Origin of the sequence: Virgibacillus aidingensis (genome assembly GCF_010994035.1) — a bacterium.
In the GTDB taxonomy this organism is placed as follows: domain Bacteria; phylum Bacillota; class Bacilli; order Bacillales; family Amphibacillaceae; genus Virgibacillus_N.
The window spans coordinates 299,630-313,041 of the sequence record NZ_WIXN01000001.1 but is presented as its reverse complement, the minus strand read 5'-3'; the positions used below and the strand labels follow the sequence as shown (position 1 = coordinate 313,041).

The window sequence follows — 13,412 nt, the reverse complement described above, 5'->3', positions numbered from 1 at the left end:
TATACTCAAATGACTATTTGAATGACTGGAGTGTGCATATTGGCCAAAAATATATGTGATGTAACCTGTATCCATGAAGACAGAGTAAAACGCATTAAACAGGAGCTTTCACAGCAACCATTTCCTGAAGTAAGTACTTTATATAAACTGCTTGCAGACAAAAACCGGCTGCAGATCGCTTATGCCCTATTAATAGAAGACGAACTCTGTGTATGTGATATTGCAGCAATCATTGATGCAACAACAGCAACAACTTCACATCATCTCAGGCAGCTTTACAAAGCCGGGATAGCAACATTCCGGAAAAAAGGGAAACTTGTTTATTATTCATTAGCCGATGAACATATACAACAGTTAATCCAACAGGCTTTCCGGCATATGAAGGAGCATCCTGTCCATGTCTGAAGAACAGCAAATATACCGGGTGGAAGGAATATCCTGCACCAATTGCGCAAAAACGTTTGAAAATAACATAAAACATATCGAAGGCGTCAAGGATGCAGAAGTAAACTTTGGTGCATCAAAAGTAGCAGTTACTGGCGTTGCAACCGTGGCAGAAATAGAAAAAGCCGGTTCTTTTGAAGGGATTAAAGTAGTCAATAATCCAAATGAAAAGCAAAAAAAAGAACCATTCTGGATTCGCAATCACCGGCTGATTATAGCTGCTGCACTCATTATAGCCGGATTTTTTACTTCTTTATTTTCCGATACGGCCGATTTAGTCACAACTCTTCTTCTCGCTTTAGCTATTCTCATTGGCGGCCTAACACTTTTCCGTGCCGGTTTAAGAAATCTCACCCGGCTCCGGTTCGACATGAATACATTGATGACTATCGCGGTAATTGGTGCAGCCATTATCGGTGAATGGATGGAAGCCGCTATTGTTGTTATCCTTTTTGCCATCAGTGAAGCTTTGGAATCCTATTCCATGGATAAAGCCCGATCCTCCATTAAACAATTAATGGGAATTGCACCCAAAAATGCAACCATACTGAAAGATGGAAGAGAACAGACTGTTTCCATTGATGACATAAAAATCGGGGATATTATGTTTGTGAAACCCGGTGAAAAACTTGCCATGGACGGGATTATTCTAAAAGGTTTCTCTACCATTAATCAGGCGCCAATTACCGGGGAATCCATTCCTGTCGAAAAACAATTACATGATGAAGTATATGCAGGGACCATTAATCACGACGGCTTCCTGGAAATCAAAGTAACGAAAAAAGCAGCCGATACAACGATTGCAAGAATTGTTCATTTAGTTGAAGATGCCCAGGCGGAACGCGCACCTTCCCAGGCATTTATTGATCGTTTTGCTTCTTATTATACGCCGCTTATTATCGTGATTGCTGCCCTTGTCGCCATGGTACCGCCGCTTTTTGGCGGAGCGTGGCTGGATTGGGTTTACCAGGGGCTGGCTGTCCTCGTTGTCGGCTGTCCTTGTGCACTGGTCGTCTCCACGCCGGTTGCCATTGTGACCGCCATCGGTAATGCAGCAAAAAACGGCGTACTTGTTAAGGGCGGACTTTACCTGGAACAGATTGGATCCCTTAAAACGATTGCTTTTGATAAGACCGGTACATTGACAAAAGGCACGCCTGTAGTGACAGATACTAAATTTTTCACGGAAGATCACGACAAAGCTTTACGCTATTTAGCTGCCATGGAAAATAAATCACAGCACCCGCTGGCGGCATCGATATTAGATTATGCTCTAGAACAAAACGTGGATTTTTCTGATGTGGAAGTAAATGATTTTACAACCATTCCGGGAAGAGGAATTAAAGCGAAAATTGATGGGGTGGAATTTTTAGTCGGATCCCCGAAGTTTCTTTCCGAAACAGTGGAAGGAGACGAAACAATCAAAACCTCTATAGTTCAATATCAGGAAGACGGCAAGACTATCATGCTGCTTGGAACAAGGAAAGAGATTTTGCTCGCCGTTGCTATGAGGGACGAACCCCGGACAGAAAGCAAATATGTAATCCGTAAATTGCATGAATTGGGCATCAAGCACTCCTTCATGCTCACAGGAGATCATCCAAAAACAGCTGAAGCATTAAGTGGTGAACTTGGCGTAACGGACACAAAGGCCGGACTTCTTCCAGAGGATAAATTAAACTTTATTAAAAAGTATGATAAGGAGTATGGCAACATTGCCATGGTTGGCGATGGCATCAATGATACGCCAGCCCTGGCAGCCGCCACTGTCGGCATTGCCATGGGGACAGCCGGAACGGACAGCGCGTTGGAAACAGCCGATGTTGCATTGATGGGTGATGATTTGAAAAAACTCCCCTATACTGTAAAGCTGAGCAGAAAAGCACTATCCATTATAAAACAAAACGTCGCTTTCTCCATAGGAATCAAATTGCTTGCCCTGCTGCTGGTCATCCCCGGATGGCTGACGCTCTGGATTGCCATATTTGCTGACATGGGAGCAACACTGCTCGTTACATTAAACGCATTAAGGTTATTGAAGGTAAATGCCGGAGAAGAAAATAATACGGAATTATCGGCTGCAAAACAAATGAAGCAGGCGATTTAGATAAAAAAGTGAAAAGAAAAAACGATCACTCCCTGATGGGAATGATCGTTTTTTTAATAAGATTCCGATTCCTGCAGTCTTCCTTTGAAGTAGGTTTTTGATTCCGTCTTTCTTTGCTGCACTCTCATAAAAATATTATTTGAAAGCAGGGAAACAATAATAAACACCGTACCGATGTAATCATACATGGTAATGCCCGCACCTTGCACCACTTGTATCGCCAGAGTTGTCACGGGGACGAAATTTAGAAATAACAATCCATTCAGCGGCGTGATCACACTCACCCCGTAATTCCATCCCACCAGGGCAATAACACCCGGGAAGATGACCATAAAAGCAATATGCGGAGCAGTAATGGCCAGGGTTTCTGCTGATGGAAAGGAAATATAACCGGAAACGGTTGTAATAAAAACAACAACTGTTGCCACACCTGTACCAAGCAAACAGCTAAGTGTGGAATAGCGCAAAGCAGACCAGCCGTTATTGCTGAAACGGCTGCCGCCCATGGTATAGATCACCCAACCTACTACCGCAATGAAAATAAGTAAAGATGGAACCAGATTACTTGCTCCGGCAAAGAAAGCCCCGAAGTCCCCTTTCGTTACAACAAGCAGCGCCCCGACGAATCCAACGAGCACACAAAATAAAGTAAATCCATGCGGCCGCCTCCTTACCAGCAGCCACACGATAACAATGGAGATCATTGGCATCAGGGATTCCATGATCGAAGCCACCATCGTCCCCGGGTCACCCAGAAGGTCCTGCCCCCAGAAAATCAGCAGGTTATATACTGTAAATGCCATGGTTCCAAAAAATAAAAGCTCCTTGCCCTTTCCCTCAAAACGGAAAGCTTTTTTCCCTTCTTTCCATAGGAGCCATACTGCCAGAATAATACTTACATAAAAATATCGGAAAAATGTAAAATAGAATGCATCAATATGATGGAAAGCACTGTTTGCTACCGGAAACATGGCTCCCCAGGATACTGCAGAAATAAAACATAAAAATGCACCTAATAATAAATTATTTTTCAATTCCTACCTGTCTCCTCCAACTATGTTCTACATATCTATTAAATCACAAATATAAAATCACTCAAAATGAACATTATTGATGCTTGATATCATTTTTAGTGATACCATAGATGAAGAGAGGGAGAGGTATATGGAATTTAAAGATCTGGAAATTTTTCAAAAGGTTGCGCAGAAAGGGACCATTACTGAAGCTGCCAAAGATTTAAGCTACGTGCAATCCAACATTACCGCAAGAGTCCGGAAGCTGGAGGATGAATTGGATACACCGCTTTTTAACCGGAATAACCGGGGGATGACGTTAACGCCCGAAGGAAAAAAACTGCTGGTCTATTGCGAGAAAATCCTCTCACTGACCAGTGAAATGAAAAAAGTTGTCCAAAGTAAAACAGAACCAGCAGGCAAGCTGGAAATCGGATCTGTGGAAACCGTCATTAAACTGCCGGCTATATTATCTTCCTACAATAAAAAATATAAAAACGTGGATTTAACGCTGATCACAGGAGTTACGGAGGAGCTGCAGGACGATGTATTAAATCACCGGCTGGACGGTGCATTTGTATCGGAAATCAGTGCGCATCCGGAACTCATTTCCCATGAGGTTTTTCAGGAGGAGCTTGTTTTAATTTCCGACAATACAAAAACCTCCATAGAACAATTATTAGAAGAGCCTTTCTTATGCTTTAGCGAAGGCTGCGGCTATCGTGCCAGATTGCAAAGCTGGTATAAAGACCAGCAGACAGCACCGCAAAAAGTGATGGAGTTCGGGACATTGGAGACTATATTGGGAAGCGTCACCATGGGACTTGGTATAACATTCGTTCCTAAATCAGCCGTCTCGCATCTGGAGGAAAAAGGACTTATCCAATGTCATTACTTACCTGAAAAGTACAGCAAAATTAAAACGGTGTTTATCAGAAGAAAGGATGCCTATCTAACCTCAACACTGGAAAAGTTTATCGAAACCTTTGAAACAGGCAATGACGCACCGGCTTATCCGCTTTCCGTTTGATCTATTCAAGAAAAAGATCAGCGTCAACAGTAGACGATCCAATTAAGCAGATGAATTATTAACAGGCCAAATCCAAGTGTTTATTTGGACTTGGCCAGTCAACAACTGTCAAAAGTGATACAAATGGAGGAAACGTGAAGATTCGTGCAATAGATTTTTGAGGGTTTGGCAAGTTTCATACAAACTTAGAACAACCGTGTTCCTTCTACACCAACTTAAATATAATATCCGGATTTTCTTCCGCGGCATCTTCAAACACTTTCAATACAGCTTCGCCATAGTTCCCTAACTCCTCAATCATTTGTTCATAGTGGATGAATTTAATCTCCAAAGGTTCACTGTGTGTGTTAAGGGCATCCCATAGTGCATCGAGATTACTGCCATAGTATCCCAGCAGACTCAATTGTTCTTTTAAATAGGTATGACCGCTTTCTTTGCTCTGCATCTTCGTCCCATCTATCGTAACCTGCCTCATCTTATTCATCTCCATATAATAAGGTGAAAGTATCGTAATGATCAGAAGTGTAAAAGATCAATCCATCATTTGAATAAACCATACGCTCCGGCCCCCGGTAACCGCCCTCATAATTAATATCAGCTTCATAATATTGCCTGCCTTCCCGGTCAGGAAGGCTTCCTTCCCGATTGCCGAATGGATCTCCGCCTATACTCTTTTGATCCGTTACTTCCCAAAGATTGCCCTCTTTTGGTTCCCACCCAAGGTTATAGGCTGCTTCCTTAGTTATATAATTTTCCGGAAGCTTATTAAAAGTACGGATGTAAAGTGCAACTTCCTCCTTGCCTGTATAATAGCCAGATGCATCGATTTCGGCATCTTGTATGTTTTCTGCCGTATGACGATTCTCTTGTTCAACTGCAGGATCCTCAGCAGCACATCCGGTAAACAAGATGGCAGCAAGCAAAAAAGCAAGCATATAAAATAACCTTTTCATGGATATCATCCTTTTGATCAATACGAATGCATTAATCTTTAAAGCCCCTGGCAACCGATACCGATTTAGCCAAGGGCTGTATAGTTTATATTGACATTGACGCAAAACTAAATGAAATGCTGTTGCTCCAGAGAATTTACGGGGTCAGTTCCCTTCCTGACGGGCCTACCCTAACTGCTGATGAAGGAATTCAGTTACCGATTCCGGTGTTTTCGTATAGGCACTGTGCTGATGGGCTTTTTTCTCCCCGTCTTTAAAAATAAGGATACTCGGAATGCCCATGACTTCATATTTTTCCGCAATGCCTTTAACTTCATCACTATTTATTTCATACCATTTATAGTTATTGAATTCTTCCAATATGTCTCCAATAAACATATCCATTCGTTTACAGTCCGGGCACCAGTCTGCATAGAATTTAATAATGACAGGCTCCGGGCTGTCAATAATTTCATAAAATTGCTCCTCTGTTTTGATTGCTTCCATTTCCACATGCTCCTTTCTCATTTCATAGTATAAGATAAAAAGAAGTTTGTCTTATAGTTTGCTTATTCTTTATATTCTACCCTGCCAAGAATATACGCCACTGCAAGACCGGCAGCAAATGTTAATATGCTTGCAATCATGATTGGAAATGTCCCGGCCCAGCCTGGAAATATAACAACTGTTGATCCAATCACTAAACCAATAATTAAAGCAAACGTTGCGGAATGGTGGTTTGTCAAAAAATAATGGATGATTTTGCTCATCACTAATATACCAACTGCAATACCTAAGCCGGTTACAATAATAATATCAAAATACAGGTTGCTGATTGCTTCGATAACCGTAACATAAACGCCTATCACTAAAAGGACAAATGAGCCGCTGATTCCCGGTATAATCATTGCAGCACTTCCGGCAAAACCCGAAAAGAATAGCAATACATATGTAGAAAAGTTCATTTCAGACATTACAGCTGATTCTTCAGCATTAAAAAAAGCCATTGACCCAATGATAACAGCACCTAATAGCAGCAAAAGAAAATGTTTTGCTTTAAAGGTTGTCTTAGCATCAGCCTGATTAAATAAATAAGGCAAAACCCCGATTATTAATCCAAGGAAAAAAAATTGTGTCGGGTCAGGGTAATGTTCAAATAACCATTCAATAATGTTCGCCAATAAAAAAATAGCAATTACCATCCCTAACCCCAACGGGATTAAAAAACCAAGATGCCTTTTCCATTCTTTGCTGGTTATTCCGTTTATTGCTGCAATTAATCGATCATAGATACCTAGCAGGACAGCAATCGTACCACCACTGACTCCCGGGATAACATCACTCGCACCCATGGCTAAACCCCGATATATATTTTTCCACTCCATATACGTAAATCTCCTTAGGTAAAATATGGGGTGTCCACCCCGGTAACACATAATACTTTCGTACACAGGGTTCAGACCCGTGCACAAAGTTATCATATCAAATTATACGATAAAATAATATAAATAATGCCCAATAGTTTGTACGACACCATTGACATTATTTATACTTGCTTCGATAATGATGACAGAAATGGGGGGGGATATCTAAGAAGGAACAGCCTTGGGGGGCTGCTATTCTACAACCCCATATTTTTGGCAATAATGGTTTTCATAATTTCATTGGTTCCGGCGTAGATGGCTGCGACGGGGACATCCCTGTATCTTCTTGCAATTTCATATTCCTCCATGTACCCGTACCCGCCATGCAGCTGCATACACTCATTGGCAATGTGCTTCGACGTGTCTGTCAGCCAGTATTTTGCCATGGATACTTTGGAAACAATGTTCTTTCCGGCAAGATGATCCTCAATCACCGATTCCAGAAAAGCATGTCCCACTTCAACCTGTGTCGCCAGTTCCGCCAGCTTAAACTGCGTATTTTGGAAAGAGGAGACCGGCTTTCCAAATGCTTCCCGGGACTTTACATATTCAACTGTCATGTTTACCATTTCCTCAGAAGCTGCCTGCGCTCCCAGGGCAACCACCAGCCTTTCCTGCTGCAGCTTTTCCATTAAGCAGCGAAATCCCTTCCCTTCCAAACCAATCAGATTTTCTTTAGGGACACGGCAGTCCTCAAAATACAATTCCGCCGTATCCTGTGCATGGAGTCCGACTTTGTCCAGTTTACGCCCTTTGGAAAATCCGGGTGTGCCGTCTTCAATCATTAATAAACTGATGCCGCGATGCTTTGGTTCTGCCTCCGGATCTGTTTTTACAACGGTCAGTACCAGATCTGCATGAATCCCATTTGTAATAAATGTTTTTTGTCCGTTTACAATATAATGATCTCCGTCTTCTATTGCAGCAGTCTTAATATTGGCCAGATCGGAGCCTGTTCCAGGTTCAGTCATGGCAACAGCTGTAATATGATCCCCGGTCACACAGCCGGGAAGCCAGCGTTCCTTTTGTTCATTATTCCCATATGACGCTATGTAAGGCACTACAATATCAGAATGAAGCCCGATTCCTATCAGACTTGTACCGATCCGCTCGAGTTCCTCCAATATAATCACAGAATAACTGAAATCTAGATTTAACCCGCCATATTTCTCTTCCACCTGCGGACAAAGAAAACCCATTTCCCCAAGCTTTTTCCAAAATGCTTTCGGAATCATACGGTCATCTTCCCACTGAGCATAAAATGGTGCTGCTTCCTTCTGTAAAAACTTCCGCAGTGATTTCCGGAATAATTCATGCTCCTCAGTTTCAAAACGATACTTCCTGCTCATTTTCTTCCCCCCCCCTGTTTTCAGCGATTACCTTATTTCGGCTGCATTCGGATTGCCCCATCCAGGCGGATTACTTCTCCATTCAACATTGGATTTGTCACAATGCTTTCTACTAACCTTGCATACTCCTGCGGCATTCCCAACCGGTTTGGAAAAGGGACTGACTTTCCAAGTTCCTCTTTCGCAGGTTCCGGGAGTGCGGCAAACATCGGTGTTTCAAATAAACCGGGGGCAATGGCCATCACTCTAATCCCCTTGCCTGCAAATTCCCGTGCAATCGGCAGTGTCATACTGGCAACACCGCCTTTTGATGCACTGTAGGCTGCTTGGCCGATCTGTCCTTCAAATGCTGCAACGGATGCTGTATTAATAATAACTCCTCTTTCCTGTTGATCATTCGCTTCATTCTCTGCCATATAGGAAGATACCACACGGATCATATTAAAAGTGCCGATCAGATTCACCTGGACAACCTTTTCAAATTGAGATAACTCCATCATGCCTTTCCGGGATAACACTTTTCCCGGTGTGGCAATGCCTGCACAATTAACAAGTAATGTGATGGAACCAAGAAATTCCGCTGCTTTTTTCAGATTGTTTTCCACATTTTCCGGACTTGTTACATCTGTGGGGAAAAAAGCCAGATTTTCATTCCCGAGCTCTATCATTAATTTTGCTGCCCTGTCCTTATTTATATCAATAATAACTGCTTTTCCTCCAGCGGAAACAATACTTCGGACCACTGCCTCTCCAAGTCCGGAAGCTCCCCCTGTTACAACCGCTTTCATTTCTCCCAATTCCATATATATCACCCTTTCTAAATGTGTTCAATTATCGTCGCATTCGCCATTCCCATTCCTTCACAAATGGCAAGAAGACCATACCTTCCACCGCTTCTTTCCAATTCATTGACTAAAGAGACGAGCAGTTTTGTTCCTGTTGCCCCAAGGGGGTGTCCCAGTGCAATTGCCCCGCCATTGACATTTAATTTATCCGGATCGGCATTCAGCTCCTTTTGCCAGGCCAGCGGAACCGGTGCAAAAGCTTCATTTACTTCATAACGGTCCATGTCTTCCATTGTTAAATTGGCTTTTTCCAGTACTTTTTTAGTGGCGGCAATCGGTCCGGTCAGCATCAGTGTAGGGTCTGATCCGACAACACTTCTTGCCACAATACGCGCTTTTGGCACAAGCCCAAGCTGGTTGGCCTTTTCCAGCGACATCAACAGAACGGCACTTGCCCCGTCGCTCATTTGGCTGGCATTACCTGCAGTAATTTTTCCGTCTTCTTTAAATACGGTTTTTAGCTCTCCCAAAGCTTCGAGGGTCGTATCACGGCGCGGACCTTCATCCACGTTCGCCACCGTTTCGATGCCGTCTTCATTTTGAACGGAAACCCGTACTATTTCCTTTTCATAATCTCCGCGTTCAATCGCTTTTAAAGCCCTTTCATGACTTTTCAGGGCATATTCATCCAGTTGCTTTCTGGAAAACTCCCATTTGTCAGCTATTTTCTCTGCAGAAATCCCTTGATTCACAATTTCATATTTATCGGTCAGTTTTTTACTGGGCTTAGTATCCGCCATTTGGGAAAACATCGGCACGCGTGTCATGCTTTCCACCCCGCCGGCAACGACAATATCCATGTCTCCAGAAGCAATGGCTTGGGCAGCAAAATGAACCGCCTGCTGACTTGATCCGCATTGTCGGTCAATCGTTACACCGGGCACATGTTTAGGAAAGCCAGCAATCAATAGGGAGGTTCTTGCAATATTTCCCCCTTGTTCACTGCTTTGGGTCACACATCCTAAAATCACATCCTCTACCAATTCTTTATCCACTTTTGCACGATTCATTAAATTACTTAATACTTCAGCTGCCAGTTCATCCGGCCGGTAATTGGCAAACATGCCTTTTCTTCGTCCGACAGCAGTCCTGCATCCTTCCACTATTACTACTTCCCGCATAACTGTACACCCCTTTTGTTTTGGCTGATAAAAAAGTATCATTACGTCCTTGCTGATTAAATGTAACTATGGAAATCACCCGAAGACTTGGTGACTTTCAAGTTTTTAAAATTTTTCATTAGTTCAGGACAATTATACCTGTATTTTTAAGGAAATAAAAGGGGCAGGTTTTAAAATAGAAAATAAGGGAAAAACTCTAGTAGACTACTGGGACAAAGGAGGATATGATGGCTCGAACTCAATATCAGCCCGCACAGAACAAACAGCTTACAGATGCCCAGGAAGTACATTATGCAAAGGAATTCAAACGTGCTGACAGTGCAGCAGGTTATCGCAGAGAATGGGTTAAAGAAGCAAAGAATAAAAATCCAAAACTTATTAATTAAAAATATAGTAAGCAGTGCTTATGCATGACACCTTATCATTGTGAGGTGTCTTTTTCTGTTTGCGGTGAAACATTCACAATATCTGTTTCGTATATTAATAGAGATAGATGCAAACTTCTTTGCTCCACAATCAAAATTGCTGATATTTATCAAGCACTATGCAGAAAATAATGATAAAATGGAACTAAATTGGATTTATCTATCTTACTGGTGTTTGATGGATTTTCATGTTTGCATAACAAAGCATACAAATTAAATACTCGCAAAAAATAGGGTTATGCATACAATAACATATCATTTATTATTGGGGTGTCTGTACGTGAAACGTTATCTTACTGCTTTCTTCCTCAGCATGAGTGCGATTGTGCTTATCGTTGGATTAAGGATTGACTTCCAATGGAATGGCATCATTTCCTGGGGGCTGTCTTTTATTTTCCTGTTATTCGCAGCCTATTACACAAAATATATTCCAAATGATAAAAAAAGAAATGACACATGAATAAAAAGAGACTGTAAAACAGTCCCCCTCTCTATCAACTATTTGGCTGAAAAGGACATTTCCCTTCGATCAGTTCAGCATCATCTCCAATAAAATATTGCTTCCACTCCCTGTGATCCACATCGCCATAATGACTTATATTTGGATGTTTAGGCAGCTTGTCCCATTTCTCCACTCTTTTTCTCACCTTTTCCCTGGACATGGCACCGCCTTTTGTAGTTCCTTCCAGCTTATGAAAAATGAGGCGCGGCTGAAATCCAATTACCAGACTGTTCCCCAGGTCTCTAGTCTTACGCTGTTTATATGCGGGTGCATTGCCAAAAGCAAAATAAGGCTCTCCGGCAAAAGAAAAATTCCATAAATAATGATCCGGATCTTTCGGATACCCTTCCGGCCAAGGATATTGGTCATGATCATGCAAATATTGCAGCACCCTCCAGAAGTAATCCCTGTAATATTCCAGCGGCTGCTCCGCTTTTTCCGGTTCAACAAACAGGAAGAAACCGTGCCTGATCAACCTTTCCTGCTGATAAAAAAGCGCATTGAATTCTTCCAGCACCTTCAACAATCCGGACCAGTCATCATGGGTGATGTACCCATATCTTAATTCACCGCGCTGCTGGCCTGACATGCCAAAATAGCAAGGGAACTCAGGGTGTGTTACAACTGATTCAAAATTTCTATATTCTTTATTCAGCCATTCCGGCAGCGTTTCCGGATGGTTTTCAAACGTATCTTTAGTCAGTAATTGGCTTGCTGTCTGTCTCACTTTATTCCTCCTTGTGTAACTTCTTCTTAAGACCATATATACCCGGCCCGGCTTTCAGTAAAACGAATGAGAAAAAGGGGCAGCATGTGTTTTTACAAGCAAGAAAGGGTATAAATAAATGTATGTGCATTGGAAAAGGAGGGGAGAGCACAGAAAACTGTGCAAGAAATGACTAACAGTAATATATCAGAAATCAGCAAAGAGAAATGTTTTTGCAAAAATGAATTTGCACCTTTAAAAAAAGTACTTACAGCACCGCCGCTCCATATGCAAATTGATGAAGCGATTAATGAGACACAGAAATTTTATATAAGGGAAAATATTGACCGTGTGGAAGCACGGAGACAGTACAGATATTTTATCCAGGTTCTGCAGGAGAAAGGTGTTAAAGTCATCGAACTGCCGGTTAAAAAAAGCCTCCCGGAGCAAGTTTTCACACGGGACACCGGCTTTGTAATCGGCGGCAAACTTTTTATATCCTCCATGGCAGAAAACATTCGCAAAGGGGAAACAGCTATACTGAAAAAATGGCTCAAGGACCATAATATCTATTACCGGCAGCTCCCTTCCAAAATGGAAGGCGGAGATATCATTGTGGAAGAAGATACACTTTGGATTGGAATGAGTGATAGAACCTCTCATCAAACAATAAAAAGCCTAAAAAAGGAGCTTCCGGATTATACGATAAATACCGTTGAACTGGACAGTAATGTGCTCCATCTTGATTGTGTGTTTAATACGGTTGACCGGGATACAGCGATTGTGTATCCTCCGGCAATCAATCCCGATTCTTACCGTCTGCTGCGCAGTAAGTTTGATCTAATAGAGGTGACAAGCGATGAGCAATTTCACATGGGACCAAATGTTCTCAGCATTGGAAATAAAACTGTCATCAGTTTACCTGAAAACAAACAGCTTAACCGCAAACTGCGGTCATCCGGGTTTCATGTCAGGGAGATCCCCTTTTCGGAGATCATTAAGTCCGGAGGTTCGTTCAGATGCTGCACCCTCCCTTTGGTGAGAAAATAAAGTGCCTGTCTCCGCCAAGAGAGGCACTTTCCATAAGGATTTATTTAAACTGAAAATTATATTTCTCCTTTAGTGAAGACGGAGCAATTTTGACCATCTGCTGAAGAATTAAAATCGCAATGGCAACATCATCCACCAACCCGAATACAACCAGAAAGTCAGGAATCAGATCAAACGGAAAAACAAAATAACCTGTAATGATCACAAGAAAAAGTACCTTTGTTGTTATTTTAATTTCGGATGTTAAAAAGAAATCCTTTAAAAAAGGCACTGATTTATGAATTTTAAACAGAAAGCGAATTCTTCTTAGAAAGCGCATGATTTCATCCATCCTCCGCTAATAGCCATATAGCCATGATTAGATTTGTCTCCGATTACCTGGAATGGGTTCAAAAATTAGTTTATCATCCGTTTCATGCGGATTATTCCGGCAGTCTGTATTATTTATGTTTATTCATTCCCGA

Annotated in this window: 16 protein-coding genes; 6 read left to right on the top strand and 10 right to left on the bottom strand. The window is 42.0% G+C overall.

What is annotated here, in order from left to right:
- The first annotated feature begins 39 nt into the window (after window positions 1-39).
- The gene (locus tag GHD25_RS01700) at window positions 40-405 is read left to right on the top strand and encodes an ArsR/SmtB family transcription factor (protein ID WP_164214604.1); all 366 of its coding nucleotides are present in this window, start codon (window positions 40-42) and stop codon (window positions 403-405) included.
- A complete protein-coding gene (locus GHD25_RS01695) occupies window positions 398-2,551 on the top strand; it encodes a heavy metal translocating P-type ATPase (protein ID WP_164214603.1) in 2,154 nt (717 codons plus the stop codon). Before GHD25_RS01700 ends, GHD25_RS01695 begins: the two co-directional genes overlap by 8 nt.
- 53 nt (window positions 2,552-2,604) lie before the next feature.
- Here the strand turns inward: GHD25_RS01695 and GHD25_RS01690 are convergent, their stop codons facing one another.
- On the bottom strand, window positions 2,605-3,585 hold the full coding sequence (locus GHD25_RS01690; protein ID WP_164214602.1) for a DMT family transporter: 981 nt from the start codon (window positions 3,583-3,585) through the stop codon (window positions 2,605-2,607).
- Between the two features lie 130 nt (window positions 3,586-3,715).
- On the opposite strand from GHD25_RS01690, the gene GHD25_RS01685 reads away from it, so the two are divergent.
- Window positions 3,716-4,594: a LysR family transcriptional regulator gene (locus tag GHD25_RS01685; protein ID WP_164214601.1), complete on the top strand. Its 879-nt coding sequence runs from the start codon at window positions 3,716-3,718 to the stop codon at window positions 4,592-4,594.
- Between the two features lie 205 nt (window positions 4,595-4,799).
- Here the strand turns inward: GHD25_RS01685 and GHD25_RS01680 are convergent, their stop codons facing one another.
- From GHD25_RS01680 to GHD25_RS01650, 7 genes are all read right to left on the bottom strand, one after another.
- Window positions 4,800-5,069 (bottom strand): barstar family protein, encoded by a 270-nt coding sequence (locus GHD25_RS01680; protein ID WP_164214600.1) that lies wholly within the window; start codon window positions 5,067-5,069, stop codon window positions 4,800-4,802.
- Window position 5,070: 1 nt separating this feature from the next.
- Window positions 5,071-5,547 (bottom strand): ribonuclease domain-containing protein, encoded by a 477-nt coding sequence (locus GHD25_RS01675; protein WP_164214599.1) that lies wholly within the window; start codon window positions 5,545-5,547, stop codon window positions 5,071-5,073.
- 165 nt (window positions 5,548-5,712) lie between these two features.
- The gene (locus tag GHD25_RS01670) at window positions 5,713-6,033 is read right to left on the bottom strand and encodes a thioredoxin family protein (RefSeq protein WP_164214663.1); all 321 of its coding nucleotides are present in this window, start codon (window positions 6,031-6,033) and stop codon (window positions 5,713-5,715) included.
- 62 nt (window positions 6,034-6,095) lie between these two features.
- On the bottom strand, window positions 6,096-6,911 hold the full coding sequence (locus tag GHD25_RS01665; RefSeq protein WP_164214598.1) for a DUF368 domain-containing protein: 816 nt from the start codon (window positions 6,909-6,911) through the stop codon (window positions 6,096-6,098).
- A gap of 236 nt (window positions 6,912-7,147) precedes the next feature.
- Window positions 7,148-8,299: an acyl-CoA dehydrogenase family protein gene (locus tag GHD25_RS01660; RefSeq protein ID WP_164214597.1), complete on the bottom strand. Its 1,152-nt coding sequence runs from the start codon at window positions 8,297-8,299 to the stop codon at window positions 7,148-7,150.
- Window positions 8,300-8,331: 32 nt separating this feature from the next.
- Complete coding sequence (locus GHD25_RS01655) at window positions 8,332-9,102, bottom strand: 3-hydroxyacyl-CoA dehydrogenase (RefSeq protein ID WP_164214596.1); 771 nt, start codon at window positions 9,100-9,102, stop codon at window positions 8,332-8,334.
- Between the two features lie 14 nt (window positions 9,103-9,116).
- On the bottom strand, window positions 9,117-10,265 hold the full coding sequence (locus GHD25_RS01650) for a thiolase family protein (protein ID WP_164214595.1): 1,149 nt from the start codon (window positions 10,263-10,265) through the stop codon (window positions 9,117-9,119).
- Between the two features lie 227 nt (window positions 10,266-10,492).
- Here GHD25_RS01650 and GHD25_RS01645 point away from each other — a divergent pair, with 227 nt between their 5' ends.
- Both GHD25_RS01645 and GHD25_RS01640 read left to right on the top strand, forming a co-directional pair.
- Window positions 10,493-10,651, top strand: coding sequence for a YfhE family protein (locus GHD25_RS01645; protein WP_164214594.1), 159 nt, complete (start codon window positions 10,493-10,495; stop codon window positions 10,649-10,651).
- 319 nt (window positions 10,652-10,970) lie between these two features.
- Window positions 10,971-11,150 (top strand): hypothetical protein, encoded by a 180-nt coding sequence (locus tag GHD25_RS01640; protein ID WP_164214593.1) that lies wholly within the window; start codon window positions 10,971-10,973, stop codon window positions 11,148-11,150.
- Window positions 11,151-11,184: 34 nt separating this feature from the next.
- Here the strand turns inward: GHD25_RS01640 and GHD25_RS01635 are convergent, their stop codons facing one another.
- Window positions 11,185-11,955, bottom strand: a complete 771-nt coding sequence (locus tag GHD25_RS01635) for a YqcI/YcgG family protein (RefSeq protein WP_164214592.1) — start codon at window positions 11,953-11,955, stop codon at window positions 11,185-11,187.
- Window positions 11,956-12,087: 132 nt separating this feature from the next.
- Between GHD25_RS01635 and GHD25_RS01630 the strand changes: the two genes are divergently transcribed.
- Window positions 12,088-12,948 (top strand): dimethylarginine dimethylaminohydrolase family protein, encoded by an 861-nt coding sequence (locus GHD25_RS01630; protein WP_164214591.1) that lies wholly within the window; start codon window positions 12,088-12,090, stop codon window positions 12,946-12,948.
- 40 nt (window positions 12,949-12,988) lie between these two features.
- Here the strand turns inward: GHD25_RS01630 and GHD25_RS01625 are convergent, their stop codons facing one another.
- Window positions 12,989-13,267 carry a YkvA family protein gene (locus tag GHD25_RS01625; protein WP_205601310.1) on the bottom strand — a complete coding sequence of 93 codons (279 nt, stop codon included), beginning with the start codon at window positions 13,265-13,267 and terminating at the stop codon, window positions 12,989-12,991.
- Window positions 13,268-13,412 lie beyond the last annotated feature (145 nt).

Coding starts and splice junctions, on each gene's coding strand:
- GHD25_RS01650 (WP_164214595.1), bottom strand. CDS start 10,265: ATGCGGGAAGTAGTAATAGTGGAAGGATGCAGGACTGCTGTCGGACGA.
- GHD25_RS01680 (WP_164214600.1), bottom strand. CDS start 5,069: ATGAGGCAGGTTACGATAGATGGGACGAAGATGCAGAGCAAAGAAAGC.
- GHD25_RS01635 (WP_164214592.1), bottom strand. CDS start 11,955: ATGGTCTTAAGAAGAAGTTACACAAGGAGGAATAAAGTGAGACAGACA.
- GHD25_RS01695 (WP_164214603.1), top strand. CDS start 398: ATGTCTGAAGAACAGCAAATATACCGGGTGGAAGGAATATCCTGCACC.
- GHD25_RS01645 (WP_164214594.1), top strand. CDS start 10,493: ATGGCTCGAACTCAATATCAGCCCGCACAGAACAAACAGCTTACAGAT.
- GHD25_RS01675 (WP_164214599.1), bottom strand. CDS start 5,547: ATGAAAAGGTTATTTTATATGCTTGCTTTTTTGCTTGCTGCCATCTTG.
- GHD25_RS01670 (WP_164214663.1), bottom strand. CDS start 6,033: ATGGAAGCAATCAAAACAGAGGAGCAATTTTATGAAATTATTGACAGC.
- GHD25_RS01665 (WP_164214598.1), bottom strand. CDS start 6,911: ATGGAGTGGAAAAATATATATCGGGGTTTAGCCATGGGTGCGAGTGAT.
- GHD25_RS01660 (WP_164214597.1), bottom strand. CDS start 8,299: ATGAGCAGGAAGTATCGTTTTGAAACTGAGGAGCATGAATTATTCCGG.
- GHD25_RS01685 (WP_164214601.1), top strand. CDS start 3,716: ATGGAATTTAAAGATCTGGAAATTTTTCAAAAGGTTGCGCAGAAAGGG.
- GHD25_RS01630 (WP_164214591.1), top strand. CDS start 12,088: ATGACTAACAGTAATATATCAGAAATCAGCAAAGAGAAATGTTTTTGC.
- GHD25_RS01625 (WP_205601310.1), bottom strand. CDS start 13,267: ATGCGCTTTCTAAGAAGAATTCGCTTTCTGTTTAAAATTCATAAATCA.
- GHD25_RS01655 (WP_164214596.1), bottom strand. CDS start 9,102: ATGGAATTGGGAGAAATGAAAGCGGTTGTAACAGGGGGAGCTTCCGGA.